An 18,401-nucleotide genomic window follows, 5' to 3' on the forward strand; every position below is an offset into this window, starting at 1 on the left:
GAGCTTTGACGTTGTGGGGAGAGAAATCACTCATGTTTTTAAGACAAGATACACGACCCGTAAAAGTGGGTAACTTAACGATTGGTGGCAGCAACGAAGTCATCATCCAGAGCATGTGTACAACGAAAACGGCAGACGTTGAGGCGACCGTGGCAGAGATTTTGCGTTTGGAAGAAGCAGGATGCCAAGTGGTGCGTGTAACAGTGAACAATGAGGAAGCTGCAGCAGCCATCAAGGAAATCAAAAAACGGATTAATATTCCGCTCGTAGCGGACATCCATTTTAATTATAAACTGGCGCTCCTTGCGATTGAGAACGGCATCGATAAAGTACGGATTAATCCCGGCAATATCGGTAAACGTGCAAAAGTAGAGGAAGTCGTCAAAGCTTGTAAAGAGAAGGGTATTCCGATTCGAATCGGGGTAAACGCAGGATCTCTGGAAAACCATTTGCTTGAGAAATATGGTTACCCAACAGCTGATGCTATGGTAGAAAGTGCACTTTATCACATTGGTATTTTGGAAGAATTGGATTTCCATGATATCATCGTGTCTCTCAAAGCATCGGATGTGCCGATGGCGATTGAGGCGTATACCAAAGCAGCTCAAATCATTCCGTATCCGTTGCATCTGGGGATTACCGAGGCGGGTACATTGTTCTCGGGTACAATTAAAAGTTCTGCCGGTATGGGTGCTTTGTTATCGATGGGTATTGGTTCGACGATGCGGATATCGCTTAGTGCAGACCCGGTTGAGGAAATCAAGGTCGCTCGTGACCTGCTCAAAACCTTTGGTCTAATTTCCAATGCAGCTACGCTGATTTCCTGTCCTACCTGTGGGCGTTTGGATATCGATCTGTTCTCCATTGCGAATGAAGTGGAAGAGTATATCTCCAAACTCAAGGTGCCGATCAAAGTATCGGTGTTGGGTTGTGCCGTTAACGGTCCGGGTGAAGCCAAGGAAGCGGATATCGGTATTGCCGGTGCACGTGGAGAAGGCTTGTTGTTCCGTCATGGTAAAATGATCCGTAAAGTTCCGGAAGAAATCATGGTTGAGGAATTGAAAAAAGAGATCGACAAAATCGTGGAGTCCTATGAAACGACAGGCGTTATTCCTGGTCGCTCGCACTGATTGATTTATATATCGTTATGTAACAGTCCGTCATCATTGACGGGCTGTTTTTTGTTCTCAAACATACAATTTCCCGATCACCCGTTTACGTCTCGGTGAAAAGGCTATACTACCAAGTATTAGCATGATCTCATATGAGAATAGGGATAGAACAGGAGGATGTTGAGACATGGAATTTGGTATGGTCATAATGATGATTCAGTTATTTTTTGGTGTGGTGATCGGTTTGTATTTCTGGAATTTGCTTCGTGGGCAGAAAACGAATCGCGGTGCGGTTGAGCGTGAATCCCGCAAGGAACTGGAGAAGCTGCGGAAGTTGCGCTCCATTTCACTCACCAAGCCCCTGTCAGAGAAGACACGTCCGGCAACCATTAATGACATTGTAGGGCAAAAAGACGGACTTCGCGCCCTTAAAGCCGCACTATGCAGTGCTAATCCTCAGCATGTCATTATATATGGACCTCCAGGGGTAGGTAAAACAGCTGCGGCAAGGGTGGTTTTGGAAGAAGCCAAAAAGAATCCGTCATCTCCCTTCAAGGCCGATGCCAAATTCACGGAACTCGACGCCACGACGGCGCGTTTTGATGAACGGGGTATTGCTGACCCTTTGATTGGTTCAGTGCATGATCCGATCTATCAGGGAGCAGGAGCGATGGGCGTAGCTGGTATTCCTCAGCCGAAACCCGGTGCCGTTACCAAAGCGCACGGAGGGATGCTTTTTATTGATGAGATTGGTGAATTGCATTCCATCCAGATGAATAAACTGCTGAAAGTGTTGGAGGACCGCAAGGTCTTTTTGGAAAGTGCGTACTATAACTCGGAAGACACGCATACTCCTGCTTATATCCACGATATTTTTCAAAATGGCCTGCCAGCCGATTTTCGTCTGGTCGGAGCGACGACTCGTTCGCCCCATGAACTGCCTCCTGCCTTGCGCTCCCGGTGCATGGAGGTCTATTTCCGTCCATTGCTGCCCGAAGAGATTGGGCAAATCGCGGAAGATGCCGTTCAGAAAATCGGATTCAGTCCGTGTCCAGAAGCAGTGGATGTGGTTAAGCGCTATGCAACCAATGGTCGTGAAGCGGTGAATATCATTCAGCTCGCTGCGGGGCTGGCTTTGACTGAAAAACGTGAAACGTTGCAGGCTTCGGATGTGGAATGGGTTGCTGGCAGCAGCCAGATTCAGCCCAGACCAGATCGCAAGGTGCCTTTGCGGCCGCAGATCGGTTTTGTGAATGGCTTGGCCGTATATGGACCGAATATGGGCACCATTCTGGAGATCGAAGTATCCGCTGTTCCGGCTCTTCGAGATCAGGGACGAATTAACATCACGGGAGTTGTGGATGAAGAAGAGATTGGAGGCGGTTCGCGCACACTCCGGCGAAAAAGCATGGCTAAAGGCTCGGTTGAAAATGTGTTAACCGTATTAAAGGCCATGGGTATTCGTCCTAACGATTATGATTTACACGTCAACTTTCCAGGTGGAACGCCAATTGATGGCCCATCTGCCGGGATTGCTATGGCGACAGCCATTACATCAGCCATCCAGGGGCGTCCGATTGACCATGAGACAGCGATGACTGGCGAGATCAGTATTCATGGCCGGGTAAAACCGATCGGCGGTGTACTCGCCAAAGTGGAGGCTGCATTCCAGGCGGGTGCGAAGACGGTCATTATTCCGGCAGAGAACTGGCAGTCCATCTTTGAAAATCTGGATGGCTTACGTGTTATCCCGGTCGATACTGTTGAAGACGTATTCCGAGAAGTATTTGACTGGGTGCCCAATGAGGAGCAAGCCAAACAAATCAACCTTGCGGAGGAGACAGCGACACCGGCACCGGAGATTTTCCCACCGGCATCCGCATCCTATTTGCGTGCTGACTTGCCCCGTCCAGGACAGGTTACAGATTCGGGAAGCTGCTAAGCGCTTCCCTTCATTGGTTTTTTATGTGAACATTTGATAGAATAATGAATGACTACAACCTGAGAGCCATTGGAGGTGCGAAAGCGATGGGACCGAGCAAAGCGAAAGGTCGTCGTTTTCCTTTACTGCCTTTAAGAGGACTTCTCGTCTACCCGAGTATGGTACTGCATCTCGATGTGGGCCGGGAGAAATCGGTCAAGGCTTTAGAAAAAGCGATGGTAGAAGAACATTTGATTCTCCTATGTTCCCAAGCCGAGGTAAATATTGAAGAACCAACACAAGAGGACATTTTCAGAATCGGAACCGTTGCCAAGGTCAGACAGATGCTGAAACTTCCAAACGGGACGATTCGTGTACTTGTGGAAGGCTTGGAACGGGCTGAAATCATTGAATATACGGACAACGAGGAATACTATGAGGTTCTGGCTCAAGAGCTTCCTGAAGAGGAGAACAGTCATCCGGAAACGGATGCGCTGATGCGTACAGTTCTGAACCAGTTCGAAAATTATATTAATCTGTCCAAAAAAGTTACACCTGAGACACTTGCTGCTGTGTCCGATATTGAAGAACCAGGTCGCTTGGCCGATGTTATCACCAGTCACCTGTCTTTGAAGATAAAGGACAAACAGGAGATTTTGGAGACCATCGACGTTCGTGAACGGCTGGAGAAGCTGCTGGACATCCTGAACAATGAGCGGGAAGTGCTGGAGCTTGAACGTAAGATCAGTCAGCGCGTGAAGAAACAGATGGAGAAAACCCAGAAAGAATATTATCTGCGTGAGCAGATGAAGGCGATTCAAAAAGAGCTGGGTGAGAAAGAAGGCCGTGCCGGGGAAGTTGAGGAACTCCGAAATCAAATGGAGGCTCTTGACTTGCCGGACAAGGTGAAGGAAAAGGTTGAGAAAGAAATTGATCGTCTGGAGAAAATGCCATCAAGTTCTGCCGAAGGCGGCGTTATACGCAACTATGTGGATTGGCTGCTCGGACTGCCTTGGACGCAGATGACAGCCGACGATCTGGATATTCAAAAGGCTGAAGATGTGCTAAATGCAGATCACTACGGTTTGGAAAAACCGAAAGAACGTGTACTTGAATATCTGGCTGTTCAGAAGCTGGTGAAAAAGCTAAAAGGACCGATCCTCTGTCTGGTTGGACCTCCAGGGGTCGGGAAAACGTCACTTGCCCGCTCTATCGCCAGATCCCTTGGACGCGAATTCGTCAGAATATCGCTGGGGGGCGTGCGAGATGAAGCAGAAATTCGCGGTCATCGTCGCACCTATGTGGGTGCAATGCCAGGCCGTATCATTCAGGGCATGAAGACGGCGGGTTCACTCAATCCGGTGTTCCTGCTGGATGAGATCGATAAAATGGCTTCGGACTTCCGCGGAGACCCTTCCGCAGCGTTGCTCGAAGTTCTTGATCCCGAACAGAACAACACGTTCAGTGATCACTTTGTAGAGTTGCCGTTTGACTTATCTAACGTTATGTTTATTACAACTGCCAACACAGTGCATAACATTCCGCGTCCGCTTCTGGACCGGATGGAGATGCTCAATATTCCGGGATATACCGAACTGGAGAAGCTGCAAATCGCCAAAAACTATTTGCTGCCGAAACAGAAACAGGACCATGGCCTGGAAGAAGATCAGCTGAATATCGGGGATGACAGCTTGCTGCGTGTCATTCGTGAATATACACGAGAGTCCGGCGTACGGAATCTGGAACAGCAGATGGCTTCGTTGTGTCGGAAAGCGGCCAAAAACATCGTGTCTGGTGTAGAAGGTCAGATTAACATTACACCAGATGAAGTGAAGGATTACCTTGGTCCGGGTAAATTTCGCTATGGTATGGCCGAACTGGAAGATCAGATTGGTACGGTGACGGGACTGGCGTGGACTGAAGTGGGTGGAGATACCCTCGTGATCGAGGTTACCGTTGTACCTGGTACAGGGAAATTGACGTTGACGGGTAAACTGGGCGATGTCATGAAGGAATCGGCTCAGGCGGCATTCAGCTACACCCGATCCAAAGCTGCACAGCTTGGCATTCCGTCCGACTTCCACGAGAAGAACGATATCCATATCCACGTTCCGGAAGGAGCCATTCCGAAGGATGGACCATCTGCCGGAATTACGATGGCAACTGCGTTGATCTCTGCTCTAACAAACAAACATGTCTCCAAGGACATTGCCATGACTGGCGAAATAACGCTTCGTGGTCGTGTGTTGCCAATCGGCGGACTTAAGGAAAAATCACTGGCGGCTCACCGTGCCGGTTACAAAAAAATATTATTGCCCAAGGATAACGAACGGGACCTGCGGGATATTCCAGACAGCATCAAAGAAGATGTGGAATTTGTTCCTGTAGCTCATATGGATCAGGTGCTGCAACATGCGCTTGTGGAACAGGCAGGAATTCACCTGTAGTCCGTTAAACGAGGGATCGTATGAAGAGTAAACCGTTCTGCGGAAGCTTTGGCGTCCGCTGGAACGGTTTTTTTGGTATGATAGAACAATCCATGGCATAATACCAACAGCAGCTCTAAGTAAGAGCACAGGAGTTAAAGAGAGGACAGATACATTATGAAAGTAAATCAATCCGAATTTATTATCAGTGCCGTTCGGCCTGAACAATACCCCGAGGACGGCCTGCCCGAGATTGCCTTGGCGGGGCGGTCCAATGTAGGGAAATCATCTTTGATCAACCGTTTGATTAATCGCAAAAACTTGGCACGGACAAGTTCTACCCCTGGTAAGACACAGCAACTGAACTATTATAAGATCAATCAGGATCTCTACTTCGTCGATTTCCCGGGATATGGCTACGCTAAAGTTTCCAAAGAGCAACGCTTTGCCTGGGGCAAAATGATGGAGAAGTACTTGTTGGGACGCGAGGAATTGAAACTGGTCATGCAGATGGTGGATATGAGACATGAGCCATCCAAGGATGACAAGATGATGAATGAGTGGCTCCGCCATCATGGCTTGCCTCTGGTAGTGGTTGCGACGAAGATGGACAAGATTCCAAAAACGCGTAGAGCCAAACATATTAAAGTCATCAAAGAAGCTTTGGATCTTCGTCCTGGCGATCTGTTTGTACCGTTTTCATCGGAAGAAGGTTTAGGTAAAGAAGAGTTATGGGAGATCATCACTCGCTTTGCCGGAATCGGTCAAGAAACAGTGGAAGAAGAGTCACAGGCTGAGAAAAATCACGAAGACAACGAAATTAACGGATAACTGGGGATTACGCCATTTTGATGCAGGAAAGCGAGCAACTGGGGTGGATCTTTGATGCGATCAAGGATTAATCCATATTTTATGGATTTTCGTGAACATTCATTGTTTTATTTTGGGGCGAAATAGCTATACGGTAGTGTATAATGAGTATAGGTGCATTTGTGCCAACAGTACCAAAGTAGCGGCCTTGCCGACCTGAAGAATTTTGAGATCACTGCCACAAGTGCAGGAAGACAAAACAATCGGGAAAGAATTGAGGAGATTTTTATGGCTCAGCGATTAGCCACAGAGTATGTTAAAGCCACTTTGAAATTGTCAGAACCCCAGATGCATCAGTTTTTACGCATGACAGAAGATGGCCGGATTCATCAACGAGTGAAGGTGATGGAGAATGGCTGCCAGGAAATTGTGCTCGTGGATGTGAGTGGAGAAGAAGTTCATTTCCCTTTTGACCGTAGGGAAGGGTTTTACATCTGTGAGTTATCTTGCCGCCTGGTAAACCATTATCTGACGAACGTAGTTCGGAAGCTCTTTATGACCTTTAAGGGTGATGGCGTTGTTCATCGCATTTATGAGGAGTTCACCATGACGTATGTTTATACTCAGGGCGTTGTCCGTAAAATTGTGGAGCAGACCGGCGAGAATACCCGTGTCATCTACGAATACAAAAATACGTTGCTTGAATTGCAACGTGTGTTCCAGGCTCGAGATATTGAACGCGAGATAAACAGGTTATACGCCGAGGTTGATTCGTTACTCGATTCAAGATTGGATGCATCTACTTCTGATCAAGTTCAGCAGATTGATGAAAAGCTTGCGCGCCACCAGAAACGGCTGTTTGAGCTTGAAGCCTACTGACTCAAAAGAGTGAATTATACAAGTATCTAACTAACCATCCCCTAATGCTCTGATCTGGCATATTCCAGGCAGAAGCGAAAGGGGATTTCTTGATTTTGGGAGCTTGATGGACACGAATCTTTTATTTTTTGATCTTCCTAAAAGGGGTTGCATTCCCTTTGGATAGATGTTATTTTTAATCTCGAATTGCAAATGGAATTACCAGAAATGAAACCAAATGAAATGTTATACATGATTTAATTCGACAGCATGAATAATGTTCACATATCGGGATGGAACGAAGATCATCCCAAACCTGAATAGTCATGGAGCCATCCATGGCTATTTGTTTTATATGGGATTTTCCTGAATCTTTATCATTAAAACAAGTATTTAACGCATAACGGTGAAGATTGGTGAGACACTACAATAAATGACAATGCATAAGATGATTTACATGGGGATTTCATAAACATTTCATAAAAATGGCCCAGTCATACTATGGATGTGTGATATAATTAACCATGTCAATCATAAATGGATGAACATATGTAGAAAACACTTTGATTGGAAATTTATTAGGCAGGTGAACTTGCAATGCACATCGTTGTCGTTGGTTTGAATTATCGCACGGCGCCTGTAGAGGTTAGGGAACGATTCACATTTGCAGAAAAGGACTTGTCTGAAGCGCTGCAGCAGCTCAAGCTGACCAAGAGTGTATTGGAAGGTGTAATCGTAGCCACATGTAACCGTACCGAGTTGTATGTTGTGGTAGACCGTCTTCACATGTGTGGTTATTTTATTCGGACGTTCATGGAACAATGGTTTAATGTTCCGCGGGAAGAATTTACGCAACACTTATATATATATGAAGATGATCAAGCCATGCGCCATTTGTTCCGTGTCATTTGTGGGCTGGACTCAATGGTTATTGGCGAGACTCAGATTCTTGGACAGGTGAAACAGGCTTTTTTCAAAGCACAGGAAGAGAAAGCTACGGGGACCTGGTTTAACATGCTGTTCAAACAGGCTGTTACATTGGGCAAACGGGCACATTCGGAGACTTCGATTGGAGAGAGTGCGGTATCTGTAAGTTATGCTGCTGTAGAACTAGGCAAGCGTATCTTTGGTATGTTCACGGATAAGAAGGTGCTGATTCTGGGTGCCGGCAAAATGAGTGAACTTACAGTAAAACACCTGTATACCAACGGAGCCTCCGAAGTCATTGTGGCGAATCGGACACTTGCGCGTGCTGAGGAATTGGCAGCGAAGTTTCGCGGGACCCCTTGTACGATGGAACAGGCACTAGAACGACTGAACGAGGTTGATATTGTCATCAGTTCGACGGGGGCCGAAAGATATGTACTGGATGCCACTGTTGTTCGGGAGAGCATGAAGCGTCGTCAATCGCGTCCACTGTTCCTCATTGATATTGCTGTTCCACGGGATATTGATCCGGCAATCGGCGAGTTATCCAATGTATTCCTTTATGATATTGATGATTTGGAAGGAATCGTGGAGAGCAATCTGGAGATGCGTAAGGTAGAAGCTGCTAAGATCGAGAAAATGATTGAACTTGAGATGGAAGATTATTATCAATGGCTCAAAACCTTGGGCGTTCGTCCTGTCATTCGGGCATTGCAGGAAAAAGGTGCTTCCATTCATGAAGAGACGATGGATAGTCTGTTTAATAAATTGCCTGAACTGGATGAACATCAACGTAAAGTTATCCGCCGTCTGACGAAAAGCATCGTCAATCAAATGACGACAGATCCGATTAACCGGATTAAGGAAATGGCGGGTACCAAGCACGGTGATGAAGCGCTGCGCATGTTTACTCAGATCTTTGCTCTGGAGGATGCAGTAGAGGTGGCCGCTGAGAAAGTAAGTCAGAGTGATGCGACGGCTCTGCGCAAACCGGATGCCGTTCATCTTAACGATTCCCGGCAAGACCCCGTGCCGGCTTATGCTCCGGCAGGCGTATAAGGCGGGTGGGCAGCTTGACCCTAGCTGAACAAATCTATGAAGCTTTAATCTATATGTATGCCCTGAGCCTACTGTTCTATTTCTCGGACTGCATTCGACGCAATGCGGGGGCGAAGCGGACAGGCACAGGGTTTCTTGTTGTTGTGTGGGCACTTCAGGTGTTCCATGTCATTTTACGTATGTTAACTGAAGGGCATTTTCCAATCTACACCACGTTTGATTTTTTGTTTATCTTTTCATTTAGTATTGTGTTGATGTCTCTGGTAATGACTCGTATTCAGCGTTCCGAATTTGTCATTTTATTGCTGAACGTGGTAGGTTTCTCCGTTACGGTGTTGAACCGATTGTGGTTTACAGCAGGTGAGATATCTCTGCATAACTGGCAGACTGTGCATGGATTGCTTATTATGCATATTACGTTGGCCAATCTTGGTTTTGCGGCTCTGACGGTGGGTGCTGTATTTGCAATGTTATATCTGTTCTTGCACCGTAAGCTGAAGAATAAGAAATGGAATGATACCGTACGCCGTCTGCCGAGCCTCGAAGTGATCGGCAAATATATGGATGGGGCCACACTGATAGGCACACCACTTCTTGGTGTTTCTATCATGCTCGCGGTATTGTCCATTGTAGCTGAAACGCGCTGGAGCCTGCTCTTGGATCTCAAGGTTATTGCAACGGGACTGGCCATAGCGATCTATGTGGGATATTTCGTCTTTAAGAGAAGAAAACAGTTTTCCACAGTTATTATGGCGAGATGGACGCTGATCGGATACGGCTTTGTCATTATCAGTTTTTTATCCAATGCGTATTCAGCGTTTCATCGTTGGACGGGAGAGTGAAGGGGATGGAACGGTACACGCCAATATTTGTGGATATATCAGGGAAATCCTGCTGCGTGGTTGGAGGCGGACGTGTTGCTGAACGGAAAATAAAAGGTTTGCTTCATGCGGAAGCGCAAATCAAGGTGATTAGTCCGGAAGTTACGCCAACGTTACAACAATTGCATCATGATTCCCGAATTCAATGGCTGGCCCGGTCCTACCGCAATGGAGATTTGCGGGGGGCCTTTCTCGTATATGCAGCAACGGACCATAGTGAAGTGAACACAGCTGTTGTCCAAGAAGCTGAAGATGCGGGTATACTGGTTAATGACGCCATATCTTCTGAGCGTAGCACCTTTATTACACCAAGTGTGGTCAGGCGTGGAAGACTGAGCATTGCGATATCAACCGCTGGGGCAGGACCCGTGGCCGCAGCAGAAATTCGTGACACCTTGGAGCAGCAATTCGGAGATGAGTACGAGACATATATTGAATTTTTGTATCAGATGAGGATGGAAGTAAAGGCGCGTGTATATTCTTCAGGTGTCAGAGCTAAATTACTTCGTCGTTTAACCGAAATGGATGTGCTGGAAAAGATCCGTACAGGTCAGTTTGAGTGGTGGACCGAAGAACAAATTGGGGACTGGATATCCCATAATCAGGAGGACGTGTAGACATGCGGACAATTAAAGTGGGAAGCAGACAAAGCGCACTTGCTTTGACCCAGACAGGCCATGTAATTCAAGATTTACGTGATATTTGTGAACGGGAAGGATTAGCTTTTGATTTTGAAGTACATAAAATTGTTACAAAAGGAGATTTGATTCTCGACGTAACCCTGTCCAAAGTCGGAGGCAAAGGACTATTTGTCAAAGAGATTGAACAGGCGATGATGGATCGCACGATTGATATGGCTGTTCATAGCATGAAGGATATGCCTTCTGAGCTGCCCGAAGGGTTGACGAACGGGGCTGTTCCGCGTCGTGCGGATCCTCGTGATGCACTGATTTCGAATGGTGGACTCACATTGGATCAATTGCCAGAAGGTGCAAGAGTGGGGACGAGCAGTCTGCGTCGATCTAGTCAACTGAAAGCATACCGTCCGGATTTGCAACTCGAATCGCTTCGTGGCAATATTGATTCCCGACTGCGCAAGCTGGAGACAGAAGGTTTGGACGCTATTATTTTGGCTGCCGCTGGTTTGTATCGAATGGGCTGGCAGGATCGGATTACGGAGTATCTGTCAGAGGAAGCTTGTCTTCCCGCAGTTGGTCAGGGTGCGCTCGGCATTGAATGCCGTGAAGATGATGCCGAACTGCTCCATCTGTTGCAGTTGTATAACGATCCGGAAACCGCATTTCCTGTGTTGGCTGAACGTCGCTTCCTTAGTGTGTTGAATGGGGGCTGTCAGGTTCCGATTGGAGCTCATGCCGTATGGGTGCCACAGCAAGATGCAGATTCCCCGAATGGACAAAACACGTTACAATTAACAGGTATGGTCGGTACGCCAGACGGTGGACTGATTCTTAAAGAAGCGATGACGGGCAAAGATCCGGTTCGTCTTGGAGAAGAAGTGGCTTGGAGATTGATTGAACGGGGAGCAGAGCAGATACTGGCAGAAGTTAGGGGATGAAGACATGGTGGGGAAGGTCTTTTTGGTTGGTGCAGGTCCAGGTGACGCCAAGCTGATTACGGTAAAAGGCTGGGAATCGATCGGTCGAGCGGATGCTGTTGTTTACGATCGGTTGGCTAGTCCAAGATTACTCAAACAAATGAAGCCCGGCGCGGTTAAGATATATGTGGGTAAACGGCCGGATCGACATACGATGAAGCAGGAAGAAATCAACCAGCTGCTGGTTGATCTCGCACTGGAAGGCAAAGTTGTGGTCCGGCTTAAAGGGGGAGACCCGACGATATTCGGACGCGTGGGTGAAGAGGCTGATCTGCTGCGCAAAAACGACGTTCCTTTTGAAATCGTACCTGGCGTAACCTCTGCAATAAGTGTACCTGCTTACGCTGGAATACCTGTGACCCACCGCGACTATGCTTCCTCTATTTCCATCATTACGGGGCATGAGAGTCCGGACAAGCTTGACCGCAGTATTCATTGGGATAAAGTGACGAATGCAACAGGTACACTGGTATTTATGATGGGCGTATCCAAAATTGGATATATCAGCGAACAGTTGATTCGTCACGGACGCCCGGCGCAAACACCAGTGGCATTGATTCGCTGGGGCACAAGAGCAGAGCAAGATACGATCACAGGTACGCTTGAAGATATCGAAGCAAAAGTCATCGCTGCGAATTTTCAACCACCCGCTGTCATTGTAGTTGGTGAGGTGGTGAACCAGCGCGAACAGTTGAAATGGGCGGAAGCACTGCCGCTGTTTGGCAAACGCATTTTGGTAACGCGGGCACGCAGTCAGGCTAGTGAATTGGTGAACCGGATCGAGGAACTTGGCGGTGAACCTTACGAGTTTCCGGTAATTGAGACCGTGATGCCATCAGGGGAGTCGGCACAGGAAAGTGTCAAACAGGCCTTTGGTGCGTTAAATACGTTTGACTGGGTATTTTTCACGAGTGTAAACGGGGTGGAATTCTTCTTCCGTCATTTGCAGCAACAGGGGAAAGATATTCGCTCCATTCATCAAGCGAGAGTTGCGGCGGTGGGGCCTTCAACTGGGGATGCTTTGCGTAAGTATGGTATCGTAGCGGAAGTCATTCAAGGACCATTTCAGGCCGAAGGTATGCTTGAAGCTTTTGAAAGTGAACTGAAGGAAGGGCAAAGGGTTCTTTTACCGCATGGAGATCTCGCACGCTCCTGGTTGCCTGAACAGTTAAGGGAACGAGGACTTCTGGTTACCGAGGCGATTATCTATGACACCATTCTGGCTGGTGAGGATGACGATGAACTGCTGAAGCTGCTTGAAGAGGGCGGCATTCATGCGATGACCTTCACAAGTTCATCTACCGTCACCAATTTTATGAGCATTCTGAAACGGATGGGATTGCAGGACCCCTTGCCTTTATTGGAAAATGTAGAGGTTGCATGTATCGGGCCTGTTACAGCGAAGACGGCAGAAGCAGCAGGCTTGAAGGTCACAATGATGGCTGAAGAAGCAACCATTGAGAGTCTGATTTCTGTGTTGTCTGAGTGGAAACGAAAGCCTGCCACAGAAGCTGCATTTCCCCGTTAAACATATAAATTGAACCGCAATCGATAGATGAAGCGTGCTGAATTCGTTACGATACCGGCGCGCTTCGCTTTTTGCTCCACATCACTATTCAGGGAGGTTTCACACGTATGAGTTTTCCAATTGTGCGGCATCGCCGTTTACGTCAATCCACAGGTATCCGCAATATGGTGAGAGAGACCCATTTAACTGTGGATGACTTTATCCAACCTATCTATGTTACTTATGGTGAAAATGTAAAATCTGAAATCAAATCGATGCCAGGCGTATTCCGCTTCTCGCTGGATCGTCTGCAGGAAGAAGTGAAGGAGATTGCCGATCTGGGTATTCCGGCTGTGCTCTTATTCGGTATTCCCGAAACCAAAGACAGTGTTGGTTCGTCTGGATTTGCTGAAGATGGCATTGTACAGGAAGCAACGAAGCTGATTAAGTCCTGGTATCCTGAGCTACTCGTTGTGGCTGATACCTGTCTGTGCGAATTCACTGATCACGGTCATTGTGGTATGGTGCACACCGTGGAAGTGGACGGTCACATTTGCGGAGATGTTCTCAATGACGAATCACTGGAGCTGCTCGTGAAAACAGCGGTATCCCAGGCCAAAGCTGGAGCGGACATCATTGCACCATCCAACATGATGGATGGATTTGTCCAAGCGATCCGTGCCGGACTGGATGAGAATGGTTTTAGTCATATTCCGATTATGTCCTACTCCGTAAAATATGCGTCGGCATTCTATGGTCCATTCCGCGAAGCTGCGGATTCCACGCCACAATTCGGAGATCGCAAGTCGTATCAGATGGACCCGGCGAACGCTCGTGAAGCATTGCGTGAAGCCGAAACCGATGTGCTCGAAGGAGCGGACATGTTGATGGTCAAACCTTCACTGTCCTATCTGGATGTCATGCGTACGATCAAGGACCAATTCGATCTTCCACTGGTTGCTTACAACGTAAGTGGAGAGTATGCCATGGTGAAGGCAGCTGCGATTCAAGGCTGGATTGATGAGAAAAAAGTGGCCATGGAAATTCTGCTGAGTATGAAACGTGCGGGTGCAGATATGATTATTACGTACTACGGAAAAGATGCTTCACGTTGGTTGGCCGAGAAATAATAGCTTGCTCCCATAACAGCAAGGACGAACAAAGCGGATTATGGTTTATCAAAATTATATAATAGGCTCCTCCAATAGGTATGGAGGGGCCTCATCACTAAGGAGGATGTTCATGACTGCACAACAAGGAACTCGTCGCAATGATGAGCGCTCACGCAGCGCATTTGAAGAAGCCAAGCAGTACATACCTGGGGGTGTGAACAGTCCCGTTCGGGCGTTCAAATCGGTCGGGCTTACCCCAATCTATGCAGAGCGCGGAGAAGGCTCCAAAATTTATGATATTGATGGCAATGTTTTTATTGATTATGTGGGATCCTGGGGTCCGCTTATTATGGGACATGCGCATCCTGACGTTGTAGAAGCTTTGCGTGAGACAGCCCTTAAAGGAACAAGTTTTGGTGCGCCAACACTGCTGGAGACAGAGATGGCTAAACTCGTCTGTGAGCGTGTGCCTTCGATTGATATTGTACGAATGGTGAATTCCGGTACGGAAGCAACCATGAGTGCGATTCGGCTGGCACGTGGTGTAACCGGACGCAGTAAAATTTTGAAGTTTGAAGGATCATACCATGGGCATGCCGACAGCTTATTGATCAAAGCAGGATCTGGTGTAGCAACACTGGGTCTGCCTGACAGCCCGGGTGTTCCTGAAGGTGTGGCTATAAATACGATTACGGTCCCATACAATGACCTGGAGTCGGTGAAGCTTGCTTTTGAACGTTATGGTGAAGAACTGGCCGCCGTCATTGTGGAACCTGTTGCAGGTAATATGGGAGTTGTACCACCCGTTTCGGGTTTCCTTGAAGGCCTGCGCAATTTGACGTCGCAATACGGCAGTTTGCTCATTTTTGACGAAGTCATGACTGGTTTCCGTGTAGGGTTGAACTGTGCACAGGGACGATATGGCGTTACACCTGACCTGACTTGTCTGGGTAAAGTAATCGGTGGCGGGCTTCCGGTTGGCGCTTATGGCGGCAGACGTGATCTGATGGAACAGATTGCTCCGACCGGACCAATCTATCAAGCAGGTACACTGAGCGGTAATCCGCTGGCTATGGCAGCAGGTTATACCACACTCAAATTGTTGACACCGGAGGTCTATGATCGTCTGGAGACATTGTCTGCACGCTTGCAGGCCGGGTTTGAAAAGAATGCAGCGGAGACCGGCGTAGCCATAACCATTAACCGTGTTGGTTCGATGGTATGTCCATTTTTCAGTGCAGTTCCAGTTACGAATTATGATATTGCCAAAGAAAGCAATCTGGATCAATTCCGTCGTTACTTTGCGGCCATGATTGATCAGGGTGTAAGTGTTGCTCCTTCCCAATACGAAGGTATGTTTGTCTCTGGCGTGCATACGGAGCAGGATATTGACGATACGATTGAGGCGAACCGTAAGGCTCTTCAATCACTATGACCATTAAAAGTTGGAAACGCCGTGGGGAATGGCTTGAGCTGATGCCAGGCAAAGCGGTGACAGGCAGTTCAGACAGGCAAACGGCTGCAGAACAATGGCTCTTGTCTGAGCTTCAGTTACCAGAAAAAATGTTGCGTCAGCTAAAGACCAACCAGGGCATACAACTCGCAGGGGACCGGCTTCGGCTGGCCCTTTTTGCGTCTCAGCCGATCGATGTTGAACCGCGTTGGGCGGATATCGATGTCCTGTATGAAGATGACTTCTGTCTGGTTGTGCACAAACCGGCCGGAATGAAGCTTCATCCCGATGGAAGCCGGACGGATCAAGCAATTACGCTGGATCACGCGGTGGCCTCCTATTACGAAATGAATGGGGTTCAGGCGAATGTACGCCATGTTCACCGTCTGGATGAGGACACAACTGGGCCTGTTTTATATGCCAAAAATGCTTTTGCTCTCACCAAACTGGATGAAGCCATGCGGCGTAAAGACATTGGACGGCATTATGTCGCCATTGCAGGCGGTAAGATATCCATGGAGCTGAATAGGATTGATGCTCCGATTGGGAAGGACAGGCATCACAAGCAGCGCAGACGTGTCTCTGAAGGTGGGCAGGACGCTGTAACTCACGTAGAGATCGTGGAGGTATGGGATAGGGCGACCCTTATCAGGCTGACACTGGATACAGGGCGCACACACCAGATTCGGGTGCATTTAAGTTATGTGGGACATCCCCTCGTTGGAGATGAGTTATACGGAGGCAGAAGGGATTCTATTGGTCGGCAGGCGCTCCACGGTGAGACACTGATTTTTAGTCATCCACTGACAGGGGCACGAATTGAAGTGGCAGACCCTTGGCCACAGGATTTCGAACAACTGGCACAACGTAAAGGCAAGGACCAATAAACTGGGAAGGTTTGCATAAAAGGTGGCATGCTCATCTCATTCAAGGCATATAGATGGGGTAACGAAGGATTTGGACCATGGATCAGTCCCATGAGAAGGATCATGGTGAACATATGCCGAAAGGAGGACGCCACCTTTGTTGAATCAACCTTATGGTTTGCGGTTCGATATTTATGAGCGCGTTCATTTGTCAGAGGGAGTCCCTGCAATTGAGGAACTGGAGGAAATTGAGTTATATCCCCGCATTCAGGTGATAGGTCAGGATGATCATGCAACATTGCGAGGCCATCTTTTGCTAACAGGTGCGTATCGGGGAGAGAACGAGATCTCGGAGGAACTCAAACATTTTATTCCGGTGGAGATCACGGTACCCCTGAACCGGGTAAGATCGCTTGAGGATATTTCCATTGAGATCGAAAATTTTGATGTAGATTTGTTATCCAACCGAAGTCTAAACATTACAGGGGTATTGTCACTTCGCGGTATTGAGGGCTTTCCCGTGGAGGAACCGCAGGTCTGGTCAGCAGATGAGTTTACCGTTGTACATTCGCCCGACCCTCAGCAGGGCGACCGTTCCGCTGAAACAGAGCAGACAGGCAGCTATCCCAATGCTTTTGCTCAGGAGTATCTGCTTCAACGGAGCGAAGAGGAGCTGCAGCAGGAACATCTATTTCAAGCTTCTTCCGAACCGTTTCAGTCCTGGCAGCAAGGGGATGGGAACGCGGAGCAAAGCAAAATAGTAGCTGAAAACGAAGAGTCCTCGTCCTTGAGGGACAAGGAGGATGAAGCGCAAGCGAATGTGTTGTCCGATACGCCTTCTCCAGTTTCGTCTTTTTTGGCGGAGACAGCCGACAGGTTGGCTTCTTACCCTGAATCTGAGCCTTTGCTTCCTCTGGCTGAAGAGCAGTCTGTTTGGTCCGAGCCTTCCGTCGAGACCTTACATACGAACTTAAGGAATTCGGAGCAGGCCGATTCCAAACTGGAACTGCAGCATTCGGATGAACTGGCAGCACCAGACGTATGGCATTTTGAATCTGCTCGATCTGAACCAAAGCAGGAGGAGCACGCAGTTGCAGATGTTCCGGCAAGTTCGCAGTCAGAGAACTGGCAGGATGTCTTTGCAGCGTCTGAATCGGAAATTTCGGAGGAAGACAGACCTCCTCTTGAAGCGGTAGAGACGAATGAGCCCGCTGAAAAAGAATCGTTTATCCCTGAACCTGTGGCTGAGACGGAAGACAAGCCGGAGCTTAAGGTTGCTTTTGGCAGCAAGAGAGAATCTGCACCCAAACAGGAAGAGGGCGTTGGCATCTCCTCCTTGTTATCCTCTGGCAGAGTAACACGGGAGGCGGAGGCAGAACGAGAGCAAGAGGCGCTTGCTGGAGTCCTGCAGGAGGAAGCATATCAGCCTGAAGATGTCGAGTGGAAGAACCTGTTTCTCGGCACCATTGTCGACCAGACCCCGTTCCGTAAAGTAAAGTTATGCATTGTACAGCGTGAAGAGACGCTCGATACCATTGCAGACCGATATCAGTTAAGTACCCGAGAGCTCCAGTTGTATAATCGTCTTTCCGAACAGGTTGTGGAAGAAGGACAAATTCTATATATCCCTTAACCTGTAGGCAGGTTTAATCACCATTTCGACCCGTGATCCCTTGAGGATGGCGGGTTTTTGCTTTGTCTGCCCTCAACCTGCATTGCAGCGCGCTTTTTCCGCTGTTGTCAGGTTGACTATCGGGCACGGGCAGGGTATGATGTGTTTAGGTTTTTTGAAGAACAACGTGGATCGGGAGTAGTAGACAGTATGACCTTTCAGAGAGCGGAATTGTAGCGCTG

The 18,401-nt window shown here is 48.1% G+C and carries 14 protein-coding genes and 1 other annotated feature (1 of these 15 running past the window's edge); all 14 genes read left to right on the plus strand.

The window, feature by feature from the left end; all coding sequences use genetic code 11:
- Positions 1 to 32 precede the first annotated feature (32 nt).
- On the plus strand, positions 33 to 1,130 hold the full coding sequence (gene ispG, locus ACR1R9_RS02315; RefSeq protein ID WP_076290795.1) for a flavodoxin-dependent (E)-4-hydroxy-3-methylbut-2-enyl-diphosphate synthase: 1,098 nt from the start codon (positions 33 to 35) through the stop codon (positions 1,128 to 1,130).
- 169 nt (positions 1,131 to 1,299) lie between these two features.
- Entirely contained in the window at positions 1,300 to 3,054 is a 1,755-nt protein-coding gene (lonB, locus tag ACR1R9_RS02320) for an ATP-dependent protease LonB (protein ID WP_076290794.1), read from the plus strand.
- Positions 3,055 to 3,140: 86 nt separating this feature from the next.
- A complete protein-coding gene (lon, locus tag ACR1R9_RS02325; RefSeq protein ID WP_076290793.1) occupies positions 3,141 to 5,480 on the plus strand; it encodes an endopeptidase La in 2,340 nt (779 codons plus the stop codon).
- Between the two features lie 156 nt (positions 5,481 to 5,636).
- The gene (gene yihA, locus ACR1R9_RS02330; RefSeq protein WP_076290792.1) at positions 5,637 to 6,290 is read left to right on the plus strand and encodes a ribosome biogenesis GTP-binding protein YihA/YsxC; all 654 of its coding nucleotides are present in this window, start codon (positions 5,637 to 5,639) and stop codon (positions 6,288 to 6,290) included.
- A gap of 267 nt (positions 6,291 to 6,557) precedes the next feature.
- Complete coding sequence (locus ACR1R9_RS02335) at positions 6,558 to 7,148, plus strand: non-ribosomal peptide synthetase module (protein ID WP_076290791.1); 591 nt, start codon at positions 6,558 to 6,560, stop codon at positions 7,146 to 7,148.
- Positions 7,149 to 7,724: 576 nt separating this feature from the next.
- Positions 7,725 to 9,113, plus strand: coding sequence for a glutamyl-tRNA reductase (gene hemA, locus ACR1R9_RS02340; protein WP_076290790.1), 1,389 nt, complete (start codon positions 7,725 to 7,727; stop codon positions 9,111 to 9,113).
- Between the two features lie 14 nt (positions 9,114 to 9,127).
- Positions 9,128 to 9,955, plus strand: coding sequence for a cytochrome c biogenesis protein CcsA (gene ccsA / locus ACR1R9_RS02345; RefSeq protein WP_371121670.1), 828 nt, complete (start codon positions 9,128 to 9,130; stop codon positions 9,953 to 9,955).
- A 5-nt stretch (positions 9,956 to 9,960) separates the two neighbouring features.
- Positions 9,961 to 10,611, plus strand: coding sequence for a precorrin-2 dehydrogenase/sirohydrochlorin ferrochelatase family protein (locus ACR1R9_RS02350; protein ID WP_076290789.1), 651 nt, complete (start codon positions 9,961 to 9,963; stop codon positions 10,609 to 10,611).
- 2 nt (positions 10,612 to 10,613) lie between these two features.
- Positions 10,614 to 11,570, plus strand: a complete 957-nt coding sequence (gene hemC, locus ACR1R9_RS02355) for a hydroxymethylbilane synthase (RefSeq protein WP_099858122.1) — start codon at positions 10,614 to 10,616, stop codon at positions 11,568 to 11,570.
- 4 nt (positions 11,571 to 11,574) lie between these two features.
- Entirely contained in the window at positions 11,575 to 13,137 is a 1,563-nt protein-coding gene (gene cobA, locus ACR1R9_RS02360; protein WP_433921832.1) for a uroporphyrinogen-III C-methyltransferase, read from the plus strand.
- A gap of 107 nt (positions 13,138 to 13,244) precedes the next feature.
- On the plus strand, positions 13,245 to 14,246 hold the full coding sequence (gene hemB / locus ACR1R9_RS02365; RefSeq protein ID WP_079696601.1) for a porphobilinogen synthase: 1,002 nt from the start codon (positions 13,245 to 13,247) through the stop codon (positions 14,244 to 14,246).
- 112 nt (positions 14,247 to 14,358) lie between these two features.
- Entirely contained in the window at positions 14,359 to 15,663 is a 1,305-nt protein-coding gene (gene hemL, locus ACR1R9_RS02370; RefSeq protein WP_076290785.1) for a glutamate-1-semialdehyde 2,1-aminomutase, read from the plus strand.
- The gene (locus ACR1R9_RS02375) at positions 15,660 to 16,568 is read left to right on the plus strand and encodes an RluA family pseudouridine synthase (RefSeq protein ID WP_433921831.1); all 909 of its coding nucleotides are present in this window, start codon (positions 15,660 to 15,662) and stop codon (positions 16,566 to 16,568) included. Before hemL ends, ACR1R9_RS02375 begins: the two co-directional genes overlap by 4 nt.
- 136 nt (positions 16,569 to 16,704) lie before the next feature.
- Positions 16,705 to 18,180 (plus strand): LysM peptidoglycan-binding domain-containing protein, encoded by a 1,476-nt coding sequence (locus tag ACR1R9_RS02380; RefSeq protein ID WP_433921830.1) that lies wholly within the window; start codon positions 16,705 to 16,707, stop codon positions 18,178 to 18,180.
- A 158-nt stretch (positions 18,181 to 18,338) separates the two neighbouring features.
- Positions 18,339 to 18,401: a binding site (T-box leader), on the plus strand; it runs 217 nt beyond the window's last position.

The sequence above is a fragment of the Paenibacillus taichungensis genome, assembly GCF_050994985.1.
GTDB classification, from domain to species: domain Bacteria; phylum Bacillota; class Bacilli; order Paenibacillales; family Paenibacillaceae; genus Paenibacillus; species Paenibacillus taichungensis.

Bases quoted from the DNA above. Each gene is read 5' to 3' on its own strand.
- yihA (WP_076290792.1), top strand. From the start codon at position 5,637: ATGAAAGTAAATCAATCCGAATTTATTATCAGTGCCGTTCGGCCTGAA.
- ACR1R9_RS02335 (WP_076290791.1), top strand. From the start codon at position 6,558: ATGGCTCAGCGATTAGCCACAGAGTATGTTAAAGCCACTTTGAAATTG.
- lon (WP_076290793.1), top strand. From the start codon at position 3,141: ATGGGACCGAGCAAAGCGAAAGGTCGTCGTTTTCCTTTACTGCCTTTA.
- hemB (WP_079696601.1), top strand. From the start codon at position 13,245: ATGAGTTTTCCAATTGTGCGGCATCGCCGTTTACGTCAATCCACAGGT.
- lonB (WP_076290794.1), top strand. From the start codon at position 1,300: ATGGAATTTGGTATGGTCATAATGATGATTCAGTTATTTTTTGGTGTG.
- ACR1R9_RS02350 (WP_076290789.1), top strand. From the start codon at position 9,961: ATGGAACGGTACACGCCAATATTTGTGGATATATCAGGGAAATCCTGC.
- hemC (WP_099858122.1), top strand. From the start codon at position 10,614: ATGCGGACAATTAAAGTGGGAAGCAGACAAAGCGCACTTGCTTTGACC.
- hemL (WP_076290785.1), top strand. From the start codon at position 14,359: ATGACTGCACAACAAGGAACTCGTCGCAATGATGAGCGCTCACGCAGC.
- ACR1R9_RS02375 (WP_433921831.1), top strand. From the start codon at position 15,660: ATGACCATTAAAAGTTGGAAACGCCGTGGGGAATGGCTTGAGCTGATG.
- ispG (WP_076290795.1), top strand. From the start codon at position 33: ATGTTTTTAAGACAAGATACACGACCCGTAAAAGTGGGTAACTTAACG.
- hemA (WP_076290790.1), top strand. From the start codon at position 7,725: ATGCACATCGTTGTCGTTGGTTTGAATTATCGCACGGCGCCTGTAGAG.
- cobA (WP_433921832.1), top strand. From the start codon at position 11,575: ATGGTGGGGAAGGTCTTTTTGGTTGGTGCAGGTCCAGGTGACGCCAAG.